General features: G+C 73.8%; 13 protein-coding genes and 1 pseudogene. 2 read left to right on the top strand and 12 right to left on the bottom strand.

Annotation, left to right across the window (positions count from 1 at the left end; all coding sequences use genetic code 11):
* Positions 1-9: 9 nt before the first annotated feature.
* The 3 genes from era to AB0L74_RS00305 form a co-directional block, all read right to left on the bottom strand.
* Positions 10-1,002 (bottom strand): GTPase Era, encoded by a 993-nt coding sequence (gene era / locus AB0L74_RS00315; RefSeq protein ID WP_365643658.1) that lies wholly within the window; start codon positions 1,000-1,002, stop codon positions 10-12.
* 101 nt (positions 1,003-1,103) lie between these two features.
* Positions 1,104-1,457 carry a cytidine deaminase gene (locus AB0L74_RS00310; RefSeq protein WP_365643655.1) on the bottom strand — a complete coding sequence of 118 codons (354 nt, stop codon included), beginning with the start codon at positions 1,455-1,457 and terminating at the stop codon, positions 1,104-1,106.
* A 28-nt stretch (positions 1,458-1,485) separates the two neighbouring features.
* Positions 1,486-2,373, bottom strand: coding sequence for a helix-turn-helix transcriptional regulator (locus AB0L74_RS00305; protein WP_365643652.1), 888 nt, complete (start codon positions 2,371-2,373; stop codon positions 1,486-1,488).
* Between the two features lie 105 nt (positions 2,374-2,478).
* On the opposite strand from AB0L74_RS00305, the pseudogene AB0L74_RS00300 reads away from it, so the two are divergent.
* A pseudogene (locus tag AB0L74_RS00300) lies at positions 2,479-3,894 on the top strand (MFS transporter); the annotation flags it as partial.
* A gap of 72 nt (positions 3,895-3,966) precedes the next feature.
* Here AB0L74_RS00300 and AB0L74_RS00295 read toward each other — a convergent pair.
* From AB0L74_RS00295 to AB0L74_RS00270, 6 genes are all read right to left on the bottom strand, one after another.
* Entirely contained in the window at positions 3,967-4,326 is a 360-nt protein-coding gene (locus AB0L74_RS00295) for an MmcQ/YjbR family DNA-binding protein (protein ID WP_365643649.1), read from the bottom strand.
* Positions 4,323-5,633 (bottom strand): hemolysin family protein, encoded by a 1,311-nt coding sequence (locus AB0L74_RS00290; protein WP_365643646.1) that lies wholly within the window; start codon positions 5,631-5,633, stop codon positions 4,323-4,325. The genes AB0L74_RS00295 and AB0L74_RS00290 overlap by 4 nt, the downstream gene beginning before the upstream one ends.
* Positions 5,630-6,127: an rRNA maturation RNase YbeY gene (ybeY, locus tag AB0L74_RS00285; protein WP_365643644.1), complete on the bottom strand. Its 498-nt coding sequence runs from the start codon at positions 6,125-6,127 to the stop codon at positions 5,630-5,632. Before ybeY ends, AB0L74_RS00290 begins: the two co-directional genes overlap by 4 nt.
* A gap of 12 nt (positions 6,128-6,139) precedes the next feature.
* A complete protein-coding gene (locus AB0L74_RS00280; RefSeq protein WP_365643641.1) occupies positions 6,140-7,216 on the bottom strand; it encodes a PhoH family protein in 1,077 nt (358 codons plus the stop codon).
* A gap of 346 nt (positions 7,217-7,562) precedes the next feature.
* Positions 7,563-8,669 carry a PfkB family carbohydrate kinase gene (locus AB0L74_RS00275; protein ID WP_365644461.1) on the bottom strand — a complete coding sequence of 369 codons (1,107 nt, stop codon included), beginning with the start codon at positions 8,667-8,669 and terminating at the stop codon, positions 7,563-7,565.
* A gap of 245 nt (positions 8,670-8,914) precedes the next feature.
* Positions 8,915-10,204, bottom strand: a complete 1,290-nt coding sequence (locus AB0L74_RS00270) for a glucarate dehydratase family protein (RefSeq protein WP_365643639.1) — start codon at positions 10,202-10,204, stop codon at positions 8,915-8,917.
* Positions 10,205-10,622: 418 nt separating this feature from the next.
* Between AB0L74_RS00270 and AB0L74_RS00265 the strand changes: the two genes are divergently transcribed.
* Positions 10,623-11,963 carry an MFS transporter gene (locus AB0L74_RS00265; RefSeq protein WP_365643636.1) on the top strand — a complete coding sequence of 447 codons (1,341 nt, stop codon included), beginning with the start codon at positions 10,623-10,625 and terminating at the stop codon, positions 11,961-11,963.
* A gap of 4 nt (positions 11,964-11,967) precedes the next feature.
* Here AB0L74_RS00265 and AB0L74_RS00260 read toward each other — a convergent pair whose 3' ends face one another.
* From AB0L74_RS00260 to AB0L74_RS00250, 3 genes are read right to left on the bottom strand one after another with little or no spacing between them, the layout of a single operon-like run.
* Positions 11,968-12,969 carry an adenosine deaminase gene (locus AB0L74_RS00260; RefSeq protein ID WP_365643633.1) on the bottom strand — a complete coding sequence of 334 codons (1,002 nt, stop codon included), beginning with the start codon at positions 12,967-12,969 and terminating at the stop codon, positions 11,968-11,970.
* Positions 12,970-12,989: 20 nt separating this feature from the next.
* The gene (locus AB0L74_RS00255) at positions 12,990-13,895 is read right to left on the bottom strand and encodes a ribonuclease Z (RefSeq protein ID WP_365643631.1); all 906 of its coding nucleotides are present in this window, start codon (positions 13,893-13,895) and stop codon (positions 12,990-12,992) included.
* A gap of 6 nt (positions 13,896-13,901) precedes the next feature.
* Entirely contained in the window at positions 13,902-14,255 is a 354-nt protein-coding gene (locus AB0L74_RS00250; protein WP_365643628.1) for a histidine triad nucleotide-binding protein, read from the bottom strand.
* Between the last annotated feature and the right edge of the window lie 8 nt (positions 14,256-14,263).

Here is a 14,263-nt window from a genome sequence, read left to right as displayed (position 1 = left end):
TCCCGTGGCTCAGAAGCCCAGCCGGCGCAGCTGCTTGGGGTCCCGCTGCCAGTCCTTGGCCACCTTCACGTGCAGGTCCAGGAAGACCGGCGTGCCCAGCAGCGCCTCGATCTGCTTGCGGGACTTGATGCCGACCTCCTTCAGGCGCCGCCCCTTGGGGCCGATGATGATGCCCTTCTGGCTGGGCCGCTCGATGAAGACGTTGGCGTGGATGTCGAGCAGGGGCTTGTCGGCGGGGCGGTCCTCGCGCGGGAGCATCTCCTCCACAACGACGGCGATGGAGTGCGGCAGTTCGTCGCGCACGCCCTCCAGCGCGGCCTCCCGGATCAGCTCGGCCACCATGACCTGCTCGGGCTCGTCGGTGAGGTCGCCCTCCGGGTAGAGCGCGGGCCCCTCCGGCAGCAGCGGGATGAGCAGGTCGGCGAGCAGGTCGACCTGCTTGTTCGCGGTCGCCGAGACCGGGACGATCTCCGCCCAGGTGATGCCGAGCTCCCGGCCGAGCTGGTCGATGGCGATGAGCTGCTCGGCCAGCGTCTTGGAGTCCACCAGGTCGGTCTTGGTGACGATCGCGACCTTCGGGGTCTTCTTGATCCCCGCCAGCTCCTTGGCGATGAACCGGTCGCCGGGGCCGATCTTCTCGTTGGCCGGCAGGCAGAAGCCGATCACGTCGACCTCGGCCCACGTGGTGCGCACGACGTCGTTCAGCCGCTCGCCCAGCAGCGTGCGCGGCTTGTGCAGCCCCGGGGTGTCCACCAGGATGAGCTGCGCGTCCGGGCGGTGCACGATGCCGCGCACGGTGTGCCGGGTGGTCTGCGGCCGGTTCGAGGTGATCGCCACCTTCTGGCCGACCAGAGCGTTCGTGAGGGTGGACTTCCCGGCGTTGGGACGGCCCACGAAACAGGCGAAGCCCGCCCGGTGGTCCCCCACTGCCTGACGGGCGTGGGACGTGCCCCCATCCTCGGACGTTTCCGACGGCTCGGGTGACTGACTGCGAACGCTCATGGCGCCCATTGTCCCTGATCCACAGGGCACCGCCGTACCACCGCGCCCCCGTACCGGCCCCGGGCCCCGCCGCGACGGGACCCGGGGGGCCGCCGCGTTCCTCAGCCGGCGTCCACCGTGGCCCGCACCGTGCCGTCCGGCGCGGCGACGAGCACCGGCGTCCCGGGCCCGCCCAGGTCCCGTACCGCCGCCAGGTCCTCGGCCGGCGCGGACTCCGCCTCGGTCACCACGGCCGCCGCCTCCAGCGACTTCGCCCCGGACGCCACCGCCATCGCCACCGCCGTACGCAGGGCGCTGAGCCGCAACGATTCCAGGGCGACGGTGCCGGCGACATACGTCCGTCCGGTCTCGTCCCGTACGGCGGCCCCCTCGGGCACACCGTTGCGGGCCCGGGCGGAACGGGCCAGGGTGACGATCTTGCGGTCCTCGGGGTCGAGCGCGCTGGTGTCGGTCATGAGGTGAGCATACGGAGCGGCCCGCCGCTCATCCCGCCACGGGGTACATCGCCCCGCGCCGCCCCTCCGGGGAGGCCAGCCACTCCAGCTTCGCCGCCGTGTTCGCCTCGTCCAGCGGGGTGTGCAGCACGATCGTCAGGTCCGGCCGGACGGGCACCTTCAGCGCCGTCGCCTCCACGCACAGCAGCCCGACCAGCGGGTGGTCCAGCTCCTTGCGGATCTGCCCCGGGTCCTCGATGTCCCGCTCCTCCCACAGCCGCGTGAACTCCTCGCTGGCCGCCCGCGCCCGCGCCAGCACCTCCTGGAACCCCTCGTCGCCGGGGCAGGCCGAGCAGGCGGCGCGGAACTGGGCGACGACGGAGCGGGCGTTGTGCTCCCAGTTCCGGGAGCGGGAGCGGTAGAGCGGGTCGGTGAAGAAGTCCAGGAGGCAGTTGTGCGTGACGTCGGAGCGCATGCCGAGGACCGTCACCGCCGCGTCGTTGTACATCACGAAGTTGTAGTAGCGGTCCATGATGTGCGCCGGGTAGGGCATCCAGGCGTCCAGGAGCCGTTGCAGCCCGTCGCACATGTCCCGCCGGGCCGGCTCCACCTCGGGCGGGGGCGGGTTCAGCCCGGCCAGGACGTACAGGTGGCGGCGCTCGGCGTCGCTCAGCCGCAGCACCCGGGCGACGGCGTCGAGGACCTGCGGGGAGACCGAGATGTCCCGGCCCTGCTCCAGCCACTGGTACCAGGAGGCGCCCACCCCGGCCAGCACGGCGACCTCCTCGCGGCGCAGCCCCGGCGTCCGGCGCCGCCCCCCGCCCTCCGGCAGGCCCGCCTCGGCCGGTGACACCCGGGCCCGGCGGCTCATCAGGAACTCCCGCAGCTCGCGCCGCCGGTGCCTCCGGCCCGCCTCGGTCTCGATCACGTCCGGCACGTACTCCCCCTGTTCTCGGCCCGCCCGGCGGCGTGCCTGGTGGTGGCACCACCAGCACAACTGGCCGCTCCCCACGGCTATTCCGGCGCCGGGAGCATCATGCCCATGGCGATCGACACCTCCACCCCGACCCCCAGCCCCACGCGGAAGAAGCCGGCCCCGGCCGCCCCGCTGTCGCCCCGCGACAAGCTCGTCCTGTTCGTGCTGTGCGCGGCCCAGTTCATGGTCGCCCTCGACTTCTCCGTCCTGAACGTGGCCCTGCCCGTCCTCGGCGCCGATCTGGGCCTCGGCCACTCCGCCCTCCAGTGGGCGGTGACCGCGTTCGCGCTGCCGTCCGGCGGCTTCCTGCTGCTCTTCGGACGCATGGGGGACCTGTACGGCCGCCGCAGGCTGTTCCTGTCCGGCCTCGCCCTCTTCGGCGCGGCATCGGTGCTGGCGACGTTCGCCTGGGACCCGGCGTCGTTCCTCGCCGCCCGTGCCCTCCAGGGCGTGGGCGCGGCGGCGATCGTACCGACCGGCATGTCCCTGCTGACGACGACCTTCCCCGAGGGGCCCGCCCGGGACCGGGCCCTGGGCATCTCCGGCACGCTGCTCTCCCTCGGCTTCACCGTCGGCATGGTGGCCGGCGGCGTCCTCACCGACACCCTCGGCTGGCGCTCCACGATGGGCCTGCTCGCCCTGTTCGCGCTGATCGTGCTGCCGCTGGCCCCCGGCCTGCTGCCCGAGTCCCGCACCCCCGACCGCCCGCGCCTGGACGTCCCCGGCGCGATCACCGTCACCGGCGGCCTGCTCGCCCTGATCTACGCCCTGTCCACCGCCGCCGAGCACGGCTTCGGCCGCGCCGACGTCCTCGTCACCCTGGTCGCGGGCGTCCTGCTCCTCGCCGCCTTCGCGGTCGTCGAGGCCCGCAGCCAGGCGCCGCTGGTCTCCCTGCCGATGCTGCGCCGCCGCACGGTGGCGTGGGGCAACCTCGGCGGCCTGGTCACCTTCTCGATGATGTCGACGGTCGTCTTCGCGCTGACCCTCTACCTCCAGGAGATCCTGCGTCTGTCGGCCTTCGCCACCGGCCTGGTCTTCGGCGTGCAGGGCGTGCTGTCGGTGGTGGCCGGCGCCGTCGCGCCGAAGGTCATCGGCCGCATCGGCGCCCGCCGCACACTGGTCGGCTCCCTCGCCGGGCAGGGCGTGCTGACCGCCGCCCTGCTCGGTCTCGGCGAGGGCGGCCCGTCGGTGTGGCTCGCCACCGCCGCCGTGTCGCTGGCCAGCATGTTCCACCTGGGCGCGATCGTCTCCTACGGCCTGACCGTCACCTCCGGCGTCCCCGACGAGGAGCAGGGCCTGGCGACCGGCCTGGTCACCTCCACCCAGCAGGTCGGCGTCACCGTCGGCATCCCGCTGCTGGGCGTCCTCGCCACGACCTCCGCGGACCTGCTGTCCGGCGTGCGCACGGTGATCGTCCTGGACACGGCGATCGTGCTGGCGGCGGCGCTGCTGGTGGCGGTGGGCCTGGGCCGCCGCGCCCGCTGACCCGGTCACGGGTACGGCCCGGCCCGGCGCACACCGCGCCGGACCGGGCCGTACCCGTGACCGGCTCCCTCAGGGACGGTCGAGCCGCAGCCGCTCCGCGCGCGGCAGCCCCGCCACCACCAGGTCGTAGGAGTCCTCGACGAGCTCCCGCACCAGGCCGTCCGGCAGGCCGCCGCCGGCCGTCACCGTGTTCCAGTGGCGCTTGTTCATGTGCCAGCCGGGGACGATCAGGCCGGGGTGCTCGGCGCGCAGCCGGATCGCGTCCTCGGGGTCGCACTTGAGGTTGACCTTCAGGGGCCGCGCGTCGAGGCTGGTCAGGGCGAACAGCCTGCCCCCGACCTTGAAGACGGAGAGCTCCGGGTCGAACGGGAAGTCCTCCACCGCCGCGTTGAAGGACAGGCACAGCGCGCGCAGCTCCCCCGGGGTCATCCCGCCCGCTCCTCCTCGTCCGGCGCGAAGTCCTCCGGGGCGGCCGGCTCCGCCAGCACCGTCACGATCTTGTTGCGGCGGCCGGCGGCGGCCTCCGCCGTCAGGCGCAGTCCGCGCCCGTCGGGGAGTTCGACGACGGACGAGGCGCCGGCGATCGGGACCCGGCCGAGCGCCTTGGCGAGCAGGCCGCCGACCGTCTCCACGTCCTCGTCGTCGTAGGACTCCAGGCCGTACAGCTCGCCGAGGTCGCCGATGCCGAGGCGGGCGGTGACCCGGTAGCGGCCTCCGCCGAGGTCCTCCACGGGCGGCAGCTCCCGGTCGTACTCGTCGGTGATCTCGCCGACGATCTCCTCCAGGATGTCCTCGATGGTGACGATGCCCGCCGTGCCGCCGTACTCGTCGACGACGACGGCGACGTGGTTGCGCTCCTTCTGCATCTCGCGCAGCAGGTCGCCCGCGTTCTTGGTGTCGGGCACGAAGAACGCCGGGCGCATCGCCGTGGAGACCAGCTCCGATTCGGCGTCGCGGCTGATGTGCGTCTTGCGGACGAGATCCTTCAGGTAGACGATCCCGACGATGTCGTCCTCGCTGTCACCGGTGACCGGAATCCGGGAGAAGCCGGAACGCAGGGCGAGGGTGAGGGCCTGGCGGATGGTCTTGTAGCGCTCGATGACGACGAGGTCGGTGCGCGGCACCATCACCTCGCGCACCAGGGTGTCGCCCAGTTCGAACACCGAGTGCACCATGCGGCGCTCGTCGGCCTCGATCAGCGACTCCTTCTCGGCCAGGTCCACCAGCGCGCGCAGCTCCGCCTCGGAGGCGAACGGCCCGCGGCGGAAGCCCTTGCCGGGGGTGAGCGCGTTGCCGATGAGGATCAGCAGCGACGGGACCGGGCCCATGATCCGCGCCAGCGGCACCAGGACGTACGCCGCCACGGTCGCCGTGTTCAGCGGGTGCTGGCGGCCGATGGTGCGCGGGGAGACCCCGACGGCGACGTACGACACCAGCACCATGACCGCGATGGCGACCACCAGCGCCTGGCCGGTGCCGGCGAACTCCTTCAGGCAGGCGTGGGTGACGAGGGCCGCGGCGGCCATCTCGCAGGCGACGCGGACCAGCAGCGCCACGTTCAGGTAGCGGGTCGGGTCCGCGGCGACCTGGGCCAGCTTGGCGGCGCCGCGCCGCCCCGACCGTACGGCCTCCTCGGCCCGGAAGCTGGAGACGCGGGCCAGGCCCGCCTCCGCGCAGGCGGCGAGCCAGGCGACGACGACGAGGGCGACGGCGCCGGAGACGAGCCCGAGGCTCATGACACGGTCGGGGCCGGGGACGGGCCGGTCAGGCCCCTCTCCGCACGCCAGCCGTCCACGATGGCCGCCTGGAGGCCGAACATCTCGGCCTTCTCGTCCGGCTCCTCGTGGTCGTAGCCGAGCAGGTGCAGCACACCGTGGACGGTGAGCAGCTGGAGCTCCTCGTCCATGGTGTGCCGCGTGGGCGCCTCGGCGCCCTGCCGGGCGGCGACCTCGGGGCACAGCACGATGTCGCCGAGCAGGCCCTGCGGGGGCTCGTCGTCGTCCTTCGACGGCGGACGCAGTTCGTCCATCGGGAAGGACATGACGTCCGTGGGCCCCGGCAGGTCCATCCACTGGATGTGGAGCTGCTCCATGGCGTCGGCGTCCACGACGATCACCGAGAGCTCGGAGAGCGGGTGGATGCGCATCCGCGTGAGCGCGTAGCGGGCGATGTCGAGGATCGCCTGCTCGTCGACCTCGGTTCCGGATTCGTTGTTGACGTCGATCGACATGGTCGTGCTGGTCTACTTCCCCTTGGATCCCTTGGCGCCGGGCGTACCACGCTTCTTGTGCCCGCCGTTCTCGGTGCCGAACTCGCTGTCGTACTTCTCGTACGCGTCGACGATACGGCCCACCAGCTTGTGCCGTACGACGTCGTGGGACGACAGCCGGGAGAAGTGGACGTCCTCGACGCCCTCCAGGATCTCCTGGACCTGTCGCAGGCCGGACTTCTGCCCGTTGGGCAGGTCGACCTGCGTCACGTCACCCGTGATCACGATCTTCGAGTCGAAGCCGAGGCGGGTGAGGAACATCTTCATCTGCTCGGGGCTGGTGTTCTGGGCCTCGTCGAGGATGATGAAGGCGTCGTTCAGGGTACGGCCGCGCATATACGCCAGCGGCGCGACCTCGATCGTTCCCGCCGCCATCAGCCGCGGGATCGAGTCCGGGTCGAGCATGTCGTGCAGCGCGTCGTACAGGGGGCGCAGATACGGGTCGATCTTCTCGTACAGGGTGCCGGGCAGGAAGCCGAGGCGTTCGCCCGCCTCGACCGCCGGGCGGGTCAGGATGATGCGGTTGACCTGCTTGGACTGGAGGGCCTGCACCGCCTTGGCCATCGCCAGGTACGTCTTGCCGGTACCGGCCGGGCCGATGCCGAAGACGATCGTGTGCTTGTCGATGGCGTCGACGTACCGCTTCTGGTTGAGCGTCTTGGGCCGGATCGTACGGCCGCGTGAGGACAGGATGTTCTGGGTGAGTACCTGGGCCGGGGTCTCCTGGCCGTCGCCCTCCCCGGTCTCGCTCGCCTTGAGCATGGCGATCGAGCGTTCCACAGCGTCCTCCGTCATCGGCTGCCCGGTGCGGAGCACGAGCATCATCTCGTCGAACACGCGCGAAACGAGGGCGACTTCCGCGGGGTCGCCGATCGCGCTGATCTCGTTGCCCCGGACGTGGATGTCGGCCGCCGGGAAAGCCTTCTCGATCACGCGCAGAAGCGAGTCACCGGATCCCAGCACGGTCACCATGGGGTGCTGGGCGGGGACGGTGAACTGCACTTTCGCCTGCCCCTGCGCGGGGGTGTGAGCTGTGGGTGTCTGAGTCATGGGCCGGCGCTTAAGGCCTGCGGTTCCTCCTCGTCACGGCCGCACGGCTGAGGGCGGCCTCGCGATTCCCAGGGTACGACGGGCGGGTGACAACACCGAAGGGCTTTTCGCCAGGCCGTCCGGCCGCCCTCGCCCGGCCGCCGGTGCGGCCGGCGCCGGCCAGGGCTGAGCCCGCCGGGGCGGGCGGTCCGCCGGGGCCGCCGAAGAGCGCGCGGCAGGCACCCGCGGGCCCGTCCCCCGCCGAGGGCCCGCAAGCCGGCGGGGACGCGGCGGGCCGCGCGGGCGCCGGTCCGGCGCCGGGGCGCCCGCCGCCGGAGGAACCGGCGGCGGGCGGGGCGGCGCGGGGTCAGGCCGGGCAGCGGAAGCCGATGGTGGGGACCGCGCGGCGCAGGGGCCACGGGCGGACCAGTTCGCCGGGGACCAGGTCCGCCAGGAACGCGTACCGGCGCAGCGCCGCCGGGTCCTGGCTGTCGACGGACTGGACCTCGCGCCACCAGGCGGCGATCTCGGTCCAGCCGGGCGCCGACAGGGAGCCGCCGAACTCCTGGACGGAGAGGGCGGCGGTCAGGCCGGCGAAGGCGAGCCGGTCGGCGAGCCGCCAGCCGGCCAGCGAGCCGGTGACGAACCCGGCGACGAAGACGTCACCGGCGCCGGTGGGGTCCAGCGCCTCGACGGCGATGGCGGGCACCTCGGCGCTCTCGCCGGTGCGCCGGTCCACGGCGTACGCGCCCTCCGCGCCGAGGGTGACCACCGCGACCGGTACGTGCTCGGTCAGGGCGTGCGCTGCGGCCCGGGGGCAGCGGGCGCCGGTGTAGCGCATGGCCTCCTCGGCGTTGGGCAGGAACGCCTCGCAGTGGGCGAGGTCGGCCAGGCCCGCCAGGTCCCAGGCGCCGGTCTCGTCCCAGCCGACGTCGGCGAAGACGCGGGTGCCCCGGGCCGCGGCCCGCGCGATCCAGGGGGCCGGCCGGCCGGGGGTCAGCGAGGCGACGGCGGCACGCGCGCGCGGGAGGCAGTCGGGCGCGGGCTCCTCCGGCGGCGGCTCGTGGCCGTGGGAGATCATCGTGCGCTCTCCCTCGTAGGCCATGGAGACCGTGACCGGCGAGTGCCAGCCGGGCACGGTGCGCGACGGGCTCAGGTCGATGCCCTCGCCCTGTTCGAGCGCGTCCCAGCAGTAGTCGCCGTAGTGGTCGTCGCCGAAGGCCGCGGCGAGCGAGGTGCGCAGGCCGAGGCGGGCCAGCGCGGTCGCCATGTTCGCCACGCCGCCCGGGCTGGACCCCATCCCCCGGGCCCAGGACTCGGTCCCGCGCACGGGGGCGGAGTCGAGCCCGGTGAAGATGATGTCGAGGAAGACGGTGCCGGTCAGGTACACGTCCCAGGTGGGGTCGGCCGGGGTGCGCAGGGCGCCCAGGGGGTCGACCTGGGCGTGGCCGTGCGATCCCGGCCCGGCGGGCAGGCCGGAGGCCCTGGGGGCGGTCGGTAGGGCGGTCACGGAAGAGATGGCGGACATGGCGGACGTCGTCGCGGAAACATCGGACGCGGTGGACACGGCGGACGCTGTCACGGTGCGCTCCCTGAGGAGATGCGGGTCCAGCCAGTGTGCACCACCGTACTGACAGCGCGGTGGAGTCGCCCTCGCGCTCCGGTCACGTCACCGGGTGCCGCCGCCGGTCCCGCCCGCGCGCCCCGGCGGCCGGCGGGTCACCAGCGGGGGACGGAAGGAGTGGCCCAGGCCGGGTCGGCGGCGCGCATCGCGGCCGCGTCGTCGCGGTCCCGCAGCGCGCCGTCGTCGTCGAGCCAGCGCCGGTGCAGGAAGGCGAGCCGGTCGCGGTCGAGTTCGACGCCGAGCCCGGGGGCGTCGGAGACGGCGACGCGTCCGCCCCGGAAGACCAGCCGCTCGGTGAGGACGTCCTCCGACTGCCAGGGGTAGTGGGAGTCGCAGGCGTGGTGGAGGTCCGGGACGGTCGCGGCGACGTGGGTCATGGCGGCGAGGCTGATGCCGAGGTGGGTGTTGGAGTGCATGGACACCCCGACGCCGAAGGCGCGGCAGATCGCGGCGAGCTGCTGGGTGTTGCGCAGGCCGCCCCAGTAGTGGTGGTCGGAGAGGACGACCTGGACGGCGCCGCGGGTGAACGCCTCCGGGATCTCGGCGAAGGTCGTCACGCACATGTTGGTGGCGAGCGGCACGCCGGCGCGGGCGGCGATCTCGGCCATGGCGGGGGTGCCGAGCGCGGGGTCCTCCAGGTACTCCAGGACGTCGCCGAGTTCCGCCGCGACCCTCAGGGAGGTCTCCACCGACCAGGCGCCGTTGGGGTCCAGGCGCAGGGGGTGACCGGGAAAGGCGCCGGCGAGGGCGCGGATCGCGGCGATCTCCTCCTCGGGCGGGAAGACACCGCCCTTGAGCTTGAAGGAGGTGAAGCCGTACCGCTCGGTGAAGATCCGGGCCTGCTCCACCACGCCGGCCGGGTCCAGGGCGGCGCCCCAGTCGTCCCGTTCGGACGGCACGCCCGCCGGGTGGCCGGCCCACTTGTAGAACAGGTACGCGCTGTACTCGACCGCGTCGCGCACCTTGCCGCCGAGCAGGGCGTGCACGGGCAGTCCGAGGGCCTTGCCGAGGGCGTCGAGGCAGGCGACCTCGAAGGCGGAGACGACGGACAGGCGCAGCTTGTCGGCGGTCTGGACGCCGCGCAGGCCGCCGACGTCGGCCTGGCCCAGGACCCGGGAGGCGTCGACGGCCACCTCGTCGGCGTCCCGGAAGAGGCCGTTCAGGTCGCTGACCCGGCGTCCCGTCACCTTTTCCGCGAGGGGGCGGGCCAGCTCCAGGTACTTGGTGTCGCCGTAGGTCTCGCCGACGCCGGTGATCCCGTCGGCGGTCACCACCTCGACGATCAGCCGGGGCGTGTAGGGCTGGTGGACGCCCTGGGTGTTCAACAGCGGCGGATCGGCGACCAGGACCGGCGTCAGGCGGACGCTCTCGACGGTGAGGTTCACCGGGCGGCTCCCGCGCGGTGGGGTCCGGCGGCGGGCGGGGCCTCGGGGCCGCCCGTCCTCTCCCGCGCCGGCGTCCGGTCCACGGCCCTCATCCCCATCTCCCCGTCTCCCCGTCTCTGCCTATGGATGGTGTCCACGTATGCAGATGGAGGCTAGGGAGGCGGACGGGGGCCGTCAATGGGCCCGCCGGGCCTTCGGTCCACGGGCGGCGGCGGGCTCGCCCCGCCCCGCGGCACCGGCGGCGCACCCTCTTACCCGGTTGCCCGCGCCACCAAACGCTGCCGTGGCGCCCATCACACCCCCCGCGCCCCCGCGCCCTGTCGCCGCTTGATACAAATTGGCCGCGCGTTCCTGTCCGTCGACGGTCGGCGCCCCTTCCCCCCTCGAACCGCTTCTTTCGCATGCCCTGGGAACGCCCGTGTTCGCCCCCCGCACCACCCCCTGGCCCCTCGTCGCCCTGTTCACGGCCGGGTACCTCGCCCCGTATCTGCTGCCGACCACCGTCGGCCGGCTCGACTCCGGGCTTCCGCTCTCCGCCACGCAGGCGGGCGCCGTCGGCAGCGCGCTGCTGCTGAGCTCGGCGACGGCGGGCTTCCTGCTCGCCTCCCGCGTCGAACGCGTCGGCGCCCGCGCCCTGGCCCGGACGGGCCTCGTCCTCGCCGTCCTCGGCTACGGCGGCGCCGCGCTCACCACCGCCGTCCCGGCCGTCGTCGCCGGCGCGGTCGTCGGCGGCTTCGGATCGGGTACGGCCACCACGGTCGCCGCCACCCGGATCGCCGCCCAGCGGGACCCGCACCGGGCCTCCACCCTGGGGCTGCTGAGCGTCTCCGGCCTCGCCGGTGCCGTCTACCTGACGGTCCCGCACCTCGGCCCCGGCCACGGCCTGCCGCTGGCCGCGCTCGCCCTGACCGCGCTGGCCGTGTGGCCCGCCACGGGCTGGCTGCCCTCCGGCACCGGCGCCGCCCGGTCGCGCGCCGCCGAGGCCCCGCTGCCCCACCGCCGCTCCGGACTGCTCCTCGTCGCCGTCATGCCGCTGTGGTCGCTCGCGCAGAACTCCCTGTGGGGCGTCAGCGGCCGGATCGGCCTGTCCCAGGCGCACCTGAGCGAGGCCGCCATCGGCGTGGTGTTCGCCGTGGCGCTGGGCGCGGGCCTGCTCGGCGTGCTGGCGGCCGGGGCGCTCGGGGCGCGGCTGGGACGGGCGCTGCCCATCGGGGCGGGCACGGTCCTCATCGCGGGCTGCATCGCGCTGAGCGCCTCCGCGCAGGGGCTGGGCACCTTCGCGGCCGGGGAGATCGCCTGGAACACGCTGTACCCGATCGTGCTGTCGTACCTGATCGGCCTCGCCGCCTCGCTCGACCCGCGCGGCCGGTGGGCGGTACTGGTCGGCTCGGCGTCCTCGCTGGGGACGGCGGCGGGGCCGCTGACCGGCAGCGTGCTCTCCGCGCAGGCCGGGTTCCCGGTGATGGGCGCGGTGCTCGGCGCCGGTCTGCTGCTGGTCGCCGTGCCGATGACCGCCGTCGCCCTGCACACCGGCGGGCGCCCGCCGCTGCCCGGCGCCGTCCGCCGCCGCGGCGGGACGGCGGCGGCGGTGGTCGCCGCCTCCCCCGGCACGCCCGCCGGGGCGGTCCCCGAGATCGGCGCCCGGGAGCAGCCGGTGGTGGAGATCACCGTCGACGCCCCGGCCGTGCCCGCCCAGCGCGCCTACGACACGGCGGGACCCCGGCAGGCGGCGGCCACGCCGGGGTCCGGCATCGGTTAGCGCCTCAGCGCCGGGCGTCGAAGTCGTACGCCTCCACCTCGGCGAGGTACCGCTCCCGCCGCTCCTCGTCGTCCTCCAGGAAGGCGGCGAGGAAGGAGTTGCGGGCCAGCTCGCGCAGCCACTTCTCGTCCAGGCCCAGCGTCTGGCGCACGGCGTCGAAGTTGTCGCCCGCGTAGCCGCCGAAGTAGGCCGGGTCGTCGGAGTTGACCGTGCACAGCAGCCCGGCGTCCAGCATGGCGGGCAGCGGGTGGTCGGCGAGGGCGGCGACGGTGCGCAGCCGGACGTTCGACAGCGGGCACAGCGTCAGCGGGATCCGGTCCCGCACCAGCCGCTCGACCAGGGCCGGGTCCTCCATGCAGCGCAGGCCGTGGTCGACCCGCTCGACACCCAGGACGTCCAGGGCCTCGGTGATGTACTCCGGCGGGCCCTCCTCACCGGCGTGCGCGACCCGGCGCAGACCGAGGGCGGCGGCGGCCTCGTAGACCTCGCGGAACTTCGCCGGCGGATGCCCCACCTCGGCGGAGTCCAGGCCGACGCCGGTGATCCGGTCCAGGTACGGCGTGGCGGCCCGGAGCGTCTCCAGGGCCGACTCGGCGGACTCGTCGCGCAGGAAGCACAGGATCAGCCGGGTGGAGACGCCGTGCCTGTCCTCGCCGCGGCCCAGCGCCCGCCACAGCCCCTCGACGACGGTGCCCATGGCGACCCCGCGGGAGAGATGGGCCTGCGGGTCGAAGAAGATCTCCGCGTGCCGCACGCCCTGCGCGGCGGCGCGGGCCAGGTAGGCGTCGGCGAGCTCCTCGAAGTCCCGCTCGGTGCGCAGGACGGCCATCAGCTCGTAGTACAGGTTCAGGAAGGACTGGAGGTCCTGGAACCGGTACGCCTCGCGGAGGTCGTCCGTGGTGGCGTACGGCAGCGGCACGCCGTTGCGCGCGGCCAGCTCGAAGGCCAGCTCGGGCTCCAGCGTGCCTTCGATATGCAGGTGCAGTTCAGCTTTGGGCAGGGGCATCAGAGCATGGTACGGCCGTTTCACCGACGTTTCGGAACCGGTACCCGCAGCAGATCGCGGGCCACCGTCAGCTCGCCCTCGTATCCGGCCGCCCGCGCCTGCCGCTCGAACTCCTCGGGGTCCGTGTAGCGCTGGCTGAAGTGGGTCAGCACGAGGTGCCGCACCCCGGCGTCCCGGGCGGCCCGCGCGGCCTGCCCGGCGGTCAGGTGCCCGTGCTCGACCGCGAGCGGCTCGTCCTCGTCGAGGAAGGTCGACTCGATGACGAGCAGGTCGCAGCCCTCGGCCAGCGCGTGCACGCCGTCGCACAGCCGGGTGTCCATGACGAACGCGAACCGCTGGCCGCGCCGCACCTCGCTGACGTCCTCCAGCCGCACGCCGCCGAGCGACCCCTCGCGCTGGAGGCGGCCCACGTCCGGGCCCTTGACGCCGTGCGCGGCCAGCCGCTCGGGCAGCATGCGGCGCCCGTCGGGCTCGATCAGCCGGTAGCCGTAGGACTCGACGGGGTGGGACAGCTTGCGCGCCTCCAGGGTGTAGGCGGGCGTGGCCGCCAGGACCCCGTCGGCGGCGACCGGCGCCTCGGTGATGCCGACCGTCTCGCGGTAGGCGGTGGCGTACCGCAGGCGGTCGAAGAAGCGCCGGCCCGAGCGCGGGTAGTGGGCGGTGATCTCGTGCGGCACCTGGTCGAGGTTGACGCGCTGGATCACCCCGGCCAGGCCGAGGCTGTGGTCACCGTGGAAGTGGGTGACGCAGATCCGGTTCAGGTCGTGGGCGGCGACCCCGGCGCGCAGCATCTGGCGCTGTGTGCCCTCGCCGGGGTCGAACAGGATGCCCTCGCCGTCCCAGCGCAGCAGGTAGCCGTTGTGGTTGCGGTGCCGGGTCGGGACCTGGCTGGCCGTGCCGAGGACGACCAGTTCGCGTACGGACAAGGCGCCTTACCCCGGAGGCCACTGGAGCCCGCGCCCGCCGAGGACGTGGGCGTGGGTGTGGAAGACGGTCTGCCCGGCGCCGCTGCCCGTGTTGAACACGATGCGGTAGCTGTCCAGCTTCTCCTCCTCGGCGACCGCCCGCGTCTCGCGCAGCACGTCGGCGGCGAGCGCCGGGTCCGCGGCGGCGAGCGCGGCGGCGTCCGCGTGGTGTGCCTTGGGGATCACCAGGACGTGCGTGGGCGCCTGGGGGTTTATGTCGCGGAACGCGAGCGTCGTCTCCGTCTCGCGGACGACCGTCGCCGGGATGTGCCCTGCGACGATCTTGCAGAACAGGCAGTCGTCCTGTGGCTCCCCTGCCATGCGTGTGC

Source organism: Streptomyces sp. NPDC052020 (assembly GCF_040680575.1).
GTDB lineage: Bacteria > Actinomycetota > Actinomycetes > Streptomycetales > Streptomycetaceae > Streptomyces.
This window is presented reverse-complemented; position numbering and strand designations above follow the sequence as displayed.